The following is an 11,019-nucleotide window of genomic DNA, read 5'->3' as shown; positions in this document are numbered from 1 at the left end:
ACGGCCATTCGCTCGGCCGTCTTTGCAGTTCGCTTGCTTGCCGCATTTTGGACAATCCATCACGCCCTCCCAAGGCACCTGAATGTTCCAAAACTTATACATTGTCTATATTTATTTAGCAATGCCGGGAAAAGATTCCTCGGTTGCGTACTGGGCAGCCGCGGAGTTGCAACGGGGGAAAAGCTCTGGCAAACCCTGGCACCAATGGCGGGCGAAGTGATGACAGACTATTGGCAACCTTACGAGAGCTTTGTCCCCGCAGGGCAACACACGCAATCAAAGGCCGAAACCTTCACCGTTGAGGGCTACAACAGTTTGTTCAGGCATTTCCTTGCCAGGTTGCGCCGCAAGTCAAAATGCTACAGCAAGTGCCAAAAGATGTTGGAATATTCCGTAAGGCTTCTGATGGCTAAAAGAAATAATGAGATTATCTATAGTTAATTAGCAATACCAAACGCTTGATAGTCTTTGACGGCGGCAAAATCGCAAATCTCTCTCAGTTTCAGGGCTTGGTCCAGGCGGTGCTTGAATAGCCATGCGCACATTCAAGCACCCCGTTTTCATGACTGATGCGGCGATTATTGCGTGTGACGCCCAACTGATAGTGGGCATAGAGCGTCTCATAAGCCTGCATCAGTGTCTGCTCTTCAACATGATTATTAAAAGCCGCGCTTAAACTGTCGGTACGGTGTTCAACAGGACTGCCCCCGGCCCGCGTTAGCGCTGATTGCAAACTCTCGGCCAAGGCAGAATAACTTTCCCCTCCCCACACGATCTAAACATAACGCCAGCCGCTATAAGCCAAACGGAACTGGTACAAGAGAGGGTTAAACACTTTGCCCTGGACGGTGATTTTGGTGTTCGGATGATTGAAGTCTGATAAGCCTTGCTGACCCGCAGGAACAGACTGGCGGAAGATAACTACTTTATCGGGGCATTGGGCGGCTTTCCAAGGTTTGACCCGGCGCTGCAGGGTGCGCAATACACTGTAGAAAAATTGACCGGCGTGTTCGTCCTCTAAGTATTCCCAAAGCGTTAAGCCCGCTAGCTGCGCTTCTTTTTCTAACAGATGCACTAATTCCTTTTGCCAGACCGCTTCTAAAGGATCTTCACACGTCCGCCCATGGGATTCCCCCGGAATTGCTCGCCGTTCACCTTTTTCTATCCGGCCGCCGGAAAGCTCCGATATAGCGGCACAAGCCGCGGCTGTTTCTTGGCTCTGTCCTCGTTGTCGTTTGCTCAACTATAAATTCTCTTGATGGTGAGTGATACGTTCTCCAGGCAAGAGTGAGCGCCTAATAAAATTGAGACTCACCGTTGTCCTATGTATGGGTCAACCGGTCAAGATAGTTGTCGTCAACAGACAGGGTAACTGTCGCCGAAAAATCGGTGTTCAATTTCGATCAGAATCACTGTTCAGATTAAATTAGAATAGGTGTTCGGGTTGGGCCAGAATATGCAGTAAGGCCATTATATGGAATTAGCGGCCACTAAAAATTACCTTGAGCAGTCAGGGGCTTGCTAACAATGATAGTTACTGATAAACGACTACTGTTTCAAACGGCATTGAGGGATAGCTGGTACGCAACGGGGGAATTAGCGTTGTTAATCGAATATCTGCATAAAATTCATTTTTGTTTATTGAAGAGCAATCAGAAAGTTAATGATATGGCTGCAAAATCCACTTATCAAGTGTGCACTCGCTGGATTCATTACTGGCATCGAGTATAAAATCCGAAGGGTTATAGGGGGTAGGATTTACTTTCCCATCCCCATTTTTGCCAGTTTCCATCGAACATGGCGGCCATACCCTCAAAATGAGGTAGGCCTGTGCTTATCAATAATGACTGAGATACTACCTCTGACCCTTGTGTCCACCACACACTGTAGGAAAAACAATGCTTCTTAAGTAAATTATTCAGCAAGCAGGGCATCAGATTAGGAAGAGGTTCAATTGAATTAATTGAATATTGCCAGGCAATATGCACCGGTTGATCCTTCATTGCTACAATAGTTTTTTTTGGATAAGCAATAATACATCCTCTCTCGGATTTTAACTGACTCAAACTTAGATTAAAATGATCCAAATTAAAATGATCGGTTAAACATGAAAGCACAAGCCTTTCAATATTAATAAACCATTGTTTTTTATGTTTAAAAACCAAAAATGGATTGATGTTTTGCGTATTCATGACGCTTATGGTCATGGGATAATATCGGCCGATTCGATCAACGCTGGGCATCAACACCCCCAGCCATCCAGCTTCACCGCAAATACCAGGGGATAATACAAAACGATAAAGTGGACTTGTGAGGTAATAGTTTATCCAGTTTTCACCTAACTGCTGTCTGCTGGTAATAATAGCTTTCTGTAACCAGGCATCCCAGGGCTCAATGAAGCTGCGCGGCAAACCTCTGCTTACAAAATCTCCATGCGTATGTACTTTGCCATAATAGCCCAATTCTAGAGATTCGTCAGGCATTTGAAAGATTGCAGATCGGTTAATTGGAAAGGATTGATAGCACTGTCGGCTCGCAATTCAAACTTGGCCTCTCGCCCTTGAATATTAAAATTCATTATAAACAAGGTTGGGTTGGAGGTGCGGGAAATCTGCGCTTCATCGAACATCCGAAACAGTGCCCAGGGACCTTCTTTTGAAAGACCTGAGTTTCCTCCCAGAGGAGGTAATAGTTGAATTCTCACCTGGCCTGAATCATTGGGGCCTGGCCATTTCATGGACACCGGTCGTACAGGTCCATGAGCATAAGTCAATACTTGACCATCAACATCCAGGATAAATTGGATAATATCCGCACTCATGGAAATTGGTTTCAGTTTAAAACTGACGTTTGGAGATTGTTTACCCATGCGAAAAAATATATTTTTGATAGTGTCAGCCATTTGAAATTGTTTAAGCGAAGCAGATGATATGCCTGATTCTGTGTCGCTCGTCTTATTCCAGCTCCAGTTTTGTCCCTTTTTTTCCACGGATGCAGCGAGATATTTTTTAAAAAATTCATCCATTAAACCACCGGGGCCAAAAAAATAGGTAAAATCTTCAAAAGTAATTTCTCTTGAACTACTTGAAATCGGATAAAGTCCCTGTATGGCTTTTTGACAAAAAGGTAAAGCATTGGCTTTCCACATGCTATTTATGTGGTTTCTGATGCCGCCACTGAGCAGATTCCGACTGCCTTCTGCGATATTATTCATCAAGTTATTAACAGGAAATGGATTGCGTTTTCCTTCCAGTTTAACTTTACCGATAACTTGATTAACTTGCTTGCGTTGTTCCAAAACCAGCTCATCGCCACTTGCATGTAATAAGGAATTTAGAAAAACATACAGTTCATTCAGAAGCGAAAGAGAGTGTTCTAAAGGGGATGGGGTTCCTTCTTTGGCCTGTACTAACTGATGTAATTCTTTAAAATGATTAGTAACCAAGTTTGTGGTAATTTCAGGCCGCGCTGAAATTTGTGCTTCAGGTGTAGTTTTAATAATTGAATCAAGCGTAGATCTTGCCGTAATAAGTTTCTCACTGGCTTTATCTAATAAAGTTTTATCTTTTTTGTTAAGACAATTCATACTTGTTTCTTGGTCTACCGCTTCAAGAAAAAGGCGTAGGGGTGAGTTCTCCCCGGCAATGATATTCAGTACTTCAACCATTTGAGTCTGACTGGAGAAGGGTTTGAGTTGAATATCTTTCAACAAAGCTTCCCATGGCTCTATATAGTCTTCCAGATAGTGTTTTAAAACATTCTCACGCAGCATTAATAAATCGCTATCAGTCAGAGATTTTTCCTGTTTTGTTCCAAGGACCCACTTTTCATTAATTTGCTGATTAATCAAACGTTCCTTATTTTTTAAGAAAACATCCCGATACCCGGAACAGGTAAATAAGCCCGGTACACCCTTGGTAAGAGGATTGCCGCTTTGACTTGATAGCACCAGCGATGCATCACGCCCCGCCTTTTCACTTACCCGGAAATCCGGAAGGTTATTATTACGCAACTCTAACATTAAACGGCCGTAAATCCTTTCTGCAATAGGCGTATTTTCCAGTAAGCCTCGGGTCTGGTTGATCAGTTCCCTATTTAACGGACGAGGCAGTGGTACGGGACGAACTTCCAATAATGTGTTTAAATGATCCTCTAGGACCTGTCTCTGCTCATTGGTGATCTCCAGCGGTAAATTATGTTTCCAGTCCAGCGTAACCCAATTGCGGAGGACATCTCGGTCATAATGGCTGGGTTCACCCAGCATCAAGTATGCTTTAAGGCCTTCATAAAGATAATCGGTATTATTTGTATTGTTTTGCAACTGTTGCTCAATACGGAGCATTAAACGGCTTAGAAACAGTTCCTTGAGTAGTTTGCGATAAAGGGAAACAGCAGCATTGCCAAGCTTATCCCCTTGATACAGTCCAAAATCAAGAGCCCAGGGAGTACCTTCTTGTTGTTCAGCATATCCCCCCGGCATATGACGAGCCCTATCGAGTAGGGGCAAAACCGATAACAGGTCATTCTGGCGTGGGTCAAGATTGTTGACCTGCTGTTGTAAAGACGCTGTTTGCTCAGCGACTTCATGAATATAAGCTTTATTTTTAACAAAACTGGTCAACCAAACGGCTGCCATCAATAAAGTAATAGCCCCTACTGCAGTAAATGCGCCCCGTTGTAACCAGGCACGTTTATTTTCCAGTTTCAGATTTGCACCCGCTAAACCGGACTCTGCAAAAATTACCTGACGTAACAGTCGATTGATGAAAAAGCTTTTACCCTGACTGGCTGAAGTTGTAATGTTCTGGCGATCCAGCCCAAAACTGTTTGCCAGCGAACCCATAATTCTGTCTATAGGCGATCCCTCCTGAGTAGCGCTAGTGAAATAGACACCTCGAAGCAAGACAGAATATTCAAAACGGGTCGGTTGAAATACCTCATCAAGAAACGCCTGAATAAGAGTATTAAGAGAATTAAATTGCTGGGGAAAAGTGTAAATAAGATTACGCCGCTCTCTACCACGCTCCCGCTCAAGTTTGGCAATTAATTGATTTTGTAGCTGTTGCCCCAGGATATCGAATTCTGAGGGGAATTGTTCAACTGCCTTTATTGTGGCCTCTTCCTCCAGCTTAAATGTCATACCCCAGACTTGAGCCCGCTTGTCCCGATCGAGCTCGTCGAAAAATTCCATAAATCCTGCCAGTAAATCACACTTGGTAAACAACACATAGACAGGAAAACGGATATTGAAGTGTTCATGCAATTCCTGAATACGTTTGCGTATTGAAATTGCTAGAGATTGTTGTTCGGCTTTGTTTTGTTCAAGTAAATCCGACAGGCTCACTGCAATGATAGCGCCATTGATAGGTCTTCTGCTGCGATATTTTTTGAGCAGTTTAAGGAATCCCAGCCAAGCCCCCTGATCGACTTTTTCATGACTGTCTTGGGTGGTATAGCGCCCGGCTGTGTCCAGTAAAATCGCTTCATCGGCAAACCACCAGTCACAATTACGCGTACCTCCGACTCCGCGAATTGCCTCTTTTCCAAATCGACCGGAAAGTGGAAATTTAAGATCAGAATTTTTCAATAAAGTTGTTTTGCCTGCGCCAGGGGGACCGATGATAATATACCAAGGTAACTGATATAGAAATTGCTGACCCGAAAAGCCCCCCAAACGCGTTTTTTTTAGCATTGTAAGGGCTTCTTGCAAGCGTTCTTTTAGCGTTTGTAATTCATCTTGTGTTGCCTGTTCATCAGCGCTTAATACCGGTTCTGAATTTGTAACCAACGCTGCCAAGACTTGACTGCTTTTGTTTTTTGCTTTGAAAAAAGTCCAGATTCGAATGATTAACCAAAAAACAGCAATTGCGCCTATTAAACCCAAACGATGTATTTCAGGTCCCAACGGTTCGTATTCAGCGAATGCAAACAATGGTCCTAAAAACCAGATAAACAGTCCTAAAGCAAGTACTCCCAATAGAGAGATGAACCAGCGTTGTTTAATAAAACTCAATAACGTCTTCATTTTTAATCCTGTGTGCCGCATGAAAAAGTCACTGACATCTGACGATTCAGCGCCTTGTCCATTTTTATTTTAGCAACGAAATTTCAACCCTTCGGTTTTTTGCTCTTCCTTCCGGGGTATCATTTGTAGCGACCGGTTCCAGATCCGACTTTCCTTCTACTGTGATTCTTTCGGGATCAATCAGTTTTTGCTTTATTACAAAGGCTATTGCATTCGCTCTGGCTTTGGATAAATGCCAGTTTGAAGGATAGCGAGTGCTGCGGATAGGATTGTTATCCGAATGTCCGGTTATTAATATCTGGCCTTGCAGCTGATTTAGGGAATCGGCAATTTTATACAGCAATGGAATCAATGATCGATTTATGGAAGGACTTCCTGATTTAAATAAATTATCCTCTTGAATAGTAAGCGTGCTGCCTTGAGTCAATTCAATTATCTTAATTTTGCCAAGTTCAATTTCATCAGCGAGCAGCATCGATAGTGTGGGCTTAATTTCAGACTCCGGTGGAAGCAGAGGTTCAGTTTTGGTTGCCTCCATCCCTATGGGTTTGATTTTACTCATTTCCCTGAATACAGGATCTGAATTCTTATTCAATTGAAATAAAAAAAAGCTGAACATTATTGCCAGCAGAGCTGCAGCAGTTGCTCCAAAAACCCATAATGGCACTAGCCGGGTCAAAGGGTGGCGGCGATCAGTCACACCTTGCCAGTGAGGCGACAGCGCTTGGTCGACGGCGCCCCTTTCTTGCTGAAGAATCTCAAACAGCCACTCTCTAATGCTTGCCAGTTTATTTTTTCCACCTTCTATGAGGCGATACCGTCCTTCAAAACCCAAAGCTAGACACAAATACATTAGCTCCAGCAAATTCCTGTTTTTACCTGGATTTTGAGCCAATGATTTTAATAAATCAAAAAAGCGTTCTCCTCCCGATACCTCTTTGTGAAACAGGCTTAATAAACTCTGCTGTGACCATCCGCTATTATTTCCCCAGGGAGTATTCAAGACTGCTTCATCGAGAACGGTACACATTACATAACGAGCACTGGAAACAGTTTGCAGGTCAATATCATTAGCCTGCGCATTTATCTGAAAGTGCTGAATTTCCTGGATGATTTTGTTTTTCAATCCAGCCGGATCAGATTGAGAACGTGAAGTGTTAAGCCGTGTTAATAAAGCAAGTAAACCTGAGGCAGCCTTTTCAAGTGGATTTAATCGCCCTAACCTTGGGTATGGCGTTACTGCTTTATGGCTTACTTCAGAGGGCGGAGACTGTTGCTGGATATCGGAACGTTTGCCGCCTGGAACAGGACGAATAATAGTTCTGTCATCTGATTGCGGAGAGAAAAAAGGGTCATCTGAAGCCATGATAATTATCCTCCTCTTATTGCCCAGAATTCCAGCTCAAGACCTGGGTACTCACCAGAAAAATGCATGGCAATAGTACCGCTCGCCTCCAGTTCCTTCCAAAGTGTATGATTTTTGTCAAGTTCAAAATAAGTCATGCCTTTATGGAAAGGAATTTGCCTTGGAGCAACGGCGAGTGTATTTATTCTGATGCCTGATACTTGTGACATAACATGATCACGGAGTTTTTCAACTGTTGCAATAGTAATCTGACGGGGGAAATGACTGCGCAGTTTATCAATCGGGATCTGGGCATTTACCGCCAGAATAAATACGGCCGAATCCAGCAGTTGACGATCATGAATAATAGCTGTCCGTATCTGGTGCGGATGCTCTTCCAGTGGAATAGGCACCGCCCTGGATTCTGATACCCAACCTAGTGCGTCACGAAGAGCAATAATAATGGGTGGGAAGGAACTGGTTAAATCTTCATGTATATAGATGGGAAACGTTTTTGGCCTATGATCGAATTGGCTCATTGTGGCTAATTCACCAGCCATTTGAATCAATACACTGAAAAGTCTTTCAGGATGTAACTGCCTTAGTGAAGTAAAATGTCTAAAAAGCGGCTCGTAGCGGTTGATAATTTGCAAAAGTAAAAAATCCACAATTTCTGCTACCCCGCCTGTCCCTGGAGAGCTCAGCCGTTGTGCAAGAGCTTCGCCGCGATGGTGCAGAATACCTTCGATTTCCTTTATATAGTCAGTGAGTTGAACGGAAGCGCTGGAATGTAAGCAGGTTGGGATAAAATGCTTATCCAAAAGGACTAACTTGTCCATTTTGAGCTCCATAACTCTTGCGATGGGAATTGTTACAAAAGCGTCCAGATTTTGACTTGCTAAACGGAACCGTGTCCATAGCGCGCCACTCTGAATCAGCGTGCTATCTTGTTCAAACTGTGAATGTATGTCCTTGACTTCAATTTCCTGCAGGCGATATCTGCTTAATTCATCAACATTATTTTCCCAGGTCAGCTCCCTGCCTGTGGTGCGGCGAACTGGAAGAGCCAAATATATAATTTCGTTTTTCGTATCCGCTGAAATATCAACAGGAGTGGGTGATGGATGATGATCGGGGATACTGAAAGGCGTTCCATCAGGAAAAACGCCTTTGCAAGAGGTAATTGCAAATTTTCCCAGAGCAAGAAGCTGATGATCAATTTCAAGTTGGGTTATGCCCCAAGTATAACAATGCAAGCCTCCGCATCGCGACTCAACCAGGGTTTGAAAATTACGGTCCTGTTGCTGAAAATGCGGGGGTCGAAGAAACATGCCTTCTGTCCATATTACTTTGTTATTCCATGACATATTGAATACCTTAAGGTCCATAGATAATAATTATTTTTGGCGAATGCCCACACTCAACTTGCCAACAAAAATTCGTAATTCAGAAGTCTTTTTTGCCGGTATGGGTACAGCGGCTTTCCAGATCGCCTCATTCAAATTTCGATAAGCGGCGCTTACTGCAATGTATTTTGTTTCCGGTGAAACTGGATGATCTACTAAAGTAATGTCGCCAGGTTGCAGATGAAATTTTTCCGAGGCGACAAGTTCACTCCCCAGCACCGATTCATGATCTTCATATAATTTGTAAAAATCTGCATCTTCGAATTTGCCCAGAGCTTTTAGTTCGTATAAATATACTACGATGGGCGAAGGGCGATCATTTACGTCGGGATTAACCTGATCAGAGACAGCAATTATTGCTTGAACAATCGTAGGAGGTTCTGGCGGCGGTTCTGGCTTTTCCGGGTCTGAACTACAACTCCACAGTAACATAGAAAGCAAAATGAGTATCGCTGTAATATTTGGCATGTTGCTCGTCGCAGTGGGCTGATTGTATGGTATTTAAATTAAATATCTTTTTTAGAAGTCTTTAACTTTTGAATTTGCTGTTCATAGGTTTCCGCAAATGCCTGGCCGAATAGATTATAAAAATTATCTTCCGCTTCGTGTTCAATTTCTTCATACATATGTTCGAACAATGCCCATAATTTAACCTGTTTAAGGATGGGGACATTGGCGCTTAGGGGAGTTTGTTCTTGCAAACGCTGTTCCAATTTTTTTGGATCAAACCGATGTAATACAGCTAATAAAGCTGTTTGCATGCCGGCTATTACTGAATATTGGTGGGCTTTAATGTCATCAAAAGCTTCTTTAATCGCCTCGTCGGGCGGCAAATAGCCGGTATTTTGAGGCGATAATAGTTTTGTTAACGCTTCATCTGCGCTTACCGAGAACTTGAATGGATTATTTTGTCTGGGTCTTATCAAAGTTACATCCAGATGCATTTCATTTTTAATCTTGGCCCGTCCTAACAAAACATCCATGGTTCCTTGAACGGATGCCCTGAGCATTTTACCGATGATATAAAATGTTTCCGGATCAAGGGATTCTGCAAACTTACTCTCATCAAGCTGAGCCCCGCGGAGGAAATTTTGAATCAACTCATGCTGAAATTCAGTTACTGTCCTTTTTGTTAATTCATGAGGGCTTGTATCAGTTCGATCAGTTGTAACTGATTGAGTTTTTCGCCGCCGGTTCTTGGTTTCACTTTTTTGAGGCAATAAAGGCTCTGTTTTTAAGAAAGCTGACGGCTCAGAATCTTCATTTTTCTTATTGCGGCTTTTAAGGTACCAGTCATCAGAAAAAATATCAGACGGGCTTTCAAGTTGATTTTCAGGATTTGCTTGATCGGCAATTTTTTTTTCGAAGGGTTGGAACGCTTCTTTATGAGCAGGCAGGCGATTTAAATCACCTCTGACTAAATCATCCTGTTCATTTGATGAAGGTTTTGGGAATTGATTATCTGGGAGATCGAGTGGATTTTCGGAAGTTTCCGGATGACTTTTCCAATCAGAAGGGAAGAGGTCATTTTTATCAATCATTTCCTGAATTGGATCTGAATTAATTTCTGCGAATGGATCTTCAGGCAAATTAATAAGGTTTTCGGATAAGGCGTCGACCGGATGAAGATCAGCTTTTCCCCGATTTTCCTCAATAATCTTAACCAAGAGAGAATAGTCCCCCATTTTAAGATTATCGCCATCATTTAGTTTTACGCTGTTACCCTGTCCTCGTAACATTTTAGTTTGATTAATTAAGACGCCATTAGTACTAGTGTCTGTAATATAGTAATTTGGATATTTATATTCAATAACCGCATGGTGACCCGATATATAATTCCGGGGATCCGGTAATACTAGAGTGTTATCTTCACGTCTCCCAAGTGTGGCGCCCTTCTGATTGAGCGTAATTGATAATGCACGGTCAAGAGCAACCCCTGAACACGAGATGACAATTAAGGAAAGTTTCATGTACCGCTCATTCCATATTTTGGTTGTCGCTCTATAAACTTGAGCAAATATTTAGGGCATCATAAATATTTTATCGATCATCATTTAGGATGCAGGATTTCAATATAACTTCCCCTATTAAGTATTAAGGCCAACGCAATAAATCAGTTAGCCAAAGCATTTTATAGCGAAAACCGATATTACCAGTTGGCATTTGCCGTTATTTTATTATTTTCTTATTAATACAGAAGATAACAAATTTATTTAATATTATCACCCTTAAAAAACCGATTA

Annotated in this window: 10 protein-coding genes; 2 read left to right on the top strand and 8 right to left on the bottom strand. The window is 42.5% G+C overall.

The features are described from left to right. Nucleotides 1–441 (top strand): IS1 family transposase (locus HUX64_RS02580; protein ID WP_174624681.1); only part of this gene is annotated, 441 nt, incomplete at its 5' end. A 61-nt stretch (nt 442–502) separates the two neighbouring features. Here HUX64_RS02580 and HUX64_RS02575 read toward each other — a convergent pair. Continuing rightward, nucleotides 503–745 carry a hypothetical protein gene (locus HUX64_RS02575; protein WP_174624680.1) on the bottom strand — a complete coding sequence of 81 codons (243 nt, stop codon included), beginning with the start codon at nt 743–745 and terminating at the stop codon, nt 503–505. Nucleotides 746–775: 30 nt separating this feature from the next. Continuing rightward, nucleotides 776–1,243 (bottom strand): hypothetical protein, encoded by a 468-nt coding sequence (locus tag HUX64_RS02570; RefSeq protein WP_174624679.1) that lies wholly within the window; start codon nt 1,241–1,243, stop codon nt 776–778. A 284-nt stretch (nt 1,244–1,527) separates the two neighbouring features. On the opposite strand from HUX64_RS02570, the gene HUX64_RS02565 reads away from it, so the two are divergent. Next, the gene (locus tag HUX64_RS02565; protein WP_174624678.1) at nt 1,528–1,731 is read left to right on the top strand and encodes a hypothetical protein; all 204 of its coding nucleotides are present in this window, start codon (nt 1,528–1,530) and stop codon (nt 1,729–1,731) included. Between the two features lie 11 nt (nt 1,732–1,742). Here HUX64_RS02565 and tagF read toward each other — a convergent pair whose 3' ends face one another. From tagF to tagH, 6 genes are all read right to left on the bottom strand, one after another. Then, entirely contained in the window at nt 1,743–2,483 is a 741-nt protein-coding gene (tagF, locus tag HUX64_RS02560) for a type VI secretion system-associated protein TagF (RefSeq protein WP_174624677.1), read from the bottom strand. Further along, nucleotides 2,465–6,025, bottom strand: coding sequence for a type VI secretion system membrane subunit TssM (gene tssM / locus HUX64_RS02555; protein ID WP_174624676.1), 3,561 nt, complete (start codon nt 6,023–6,025; stop codon nt 2,465–2,467). Before tssM ends, tagF begins: the two co-directional genes overlap by 19 nt. 64 nt (nt 6,026–6,089) lie before the next feature. Further along, nucleotides 6,090–7,391: a type IVB secretion system protein IcmH/DotU gene (gene icmH, locus HUX64_RS02550; protein ID WP_174624675.1), complete on the bottom strand. Its 1,302-nt coding sequence runs from the start codon at nt 7,389–7,391 to the stop codon at nt 6,090–6,092. 5 nt (nt 7,392–7,396) lie between these two features. Beyond that, the gene (gene tssK, locus HUX64_RS02545; protein ID WP_174624674.1) at nt 7,397–8,737 is read right to left on the bottom strand and encodes a type VI secretion system baseplate subunit TssK; all 1,341 of its coding nucleotides are present in this window, start codon (nt 8,735–8,737) and stop codon (nt 7,397–7,399) included. Nucleotides 8,738–8,767: 30 nt separating this feature from the next. Further along, entirely contained in the window at nt 8,768–9,244 is a 477-nt protein-coding gene (gene tssJ / locus HUX64_RS02540) for a type VI secretion system lipoprotein TssJ (protein WP_174624673.1), read from the bottom strand. Nucleotides 9,245–9,282: 38 nt separating this feature from the next. Continuing rightward, nucleotides 9,283–10,746 carry a type VI secretion system-associated FHA domain protein TagH gene (tagH, locus tag HUX64_RS02535; protein ID WP_174624672.1) on the bottom strand — a complete coding sequence of 488 codons (1,464 nt, stop codon included), beginning with the start codon at nt 10,744–10,746 and terminating at the stop codon, nt 9,283–9,285. Nucleotides 10,747–11,019: the final 273 nt, after the last annotated feature.

Source organism: Candidatus Methylobacter favarea, assembly GCF_902806695.1.
GTDB lineage: Bacteria > Pseudomonadota > Gammaproteobacteria > Methylococcales > Methylomonadaceae > Methylobacter_B > Methylobacter_B favarea.
The sequence above is the reverse complement of the archived record's forward strand: the minus strand, read 5'-3'. Positions and strand labels throughout refer to the sequence as shown.

What these genes read in the sequence shown, in the direction of transcription:
- HUX64_RS02565 (WP_174624678.1), top strand. Translation starts at nt 1,528, where the DNA reads ATGATAGTTACTGATAAACGACTACTGTTTCAAACGGCATTGAGGGAT.
- tagF (WP_174624677.1), bottom strand. Translation starts at nt 2,483, where the DNA reads ATGCCTGACGAATCTCTAGAATTGGGCTATTATGGCAAAGTACATACG.
- tssM (WP_174624676.1), bottom strand. Translation starts at nt 6,025, where the DNA reads ATGAAGACGTTATTGAGTTTTATTAAACAACGCTGGTTCATCTCTCTA.
- icmH (WP_174624675.1), bottom strand. Translation starts at nt 7,391, where the DNA reads ATGGCTTCAGATGACCCTTTTTTCTCTCCGCAATCAGATGACAGAACT.
- tssK (WP_174624674.1), bottom strand. Translation starts at nt 8,737, where the DNA reads ATGTCATGGAATAACAAAGTAATATGGACAGAAGGCATGTTTCTTCGA.
- tssJ (WP_174624673.1), bottom strand. Translation starts at nt 9,244, where the DNA reads ATGCCAAATATTACAGCGATACTCATTTTGCTTTCTATGTTACTGTGG.
- tagH (WP_174624672.1), bottom strand. Translation starts at nt 10,746, where the DNA reads ATGAAACTTTCCTTAATTGTCATCTCGTGTTCAGGGGTTGCTCTTGAC.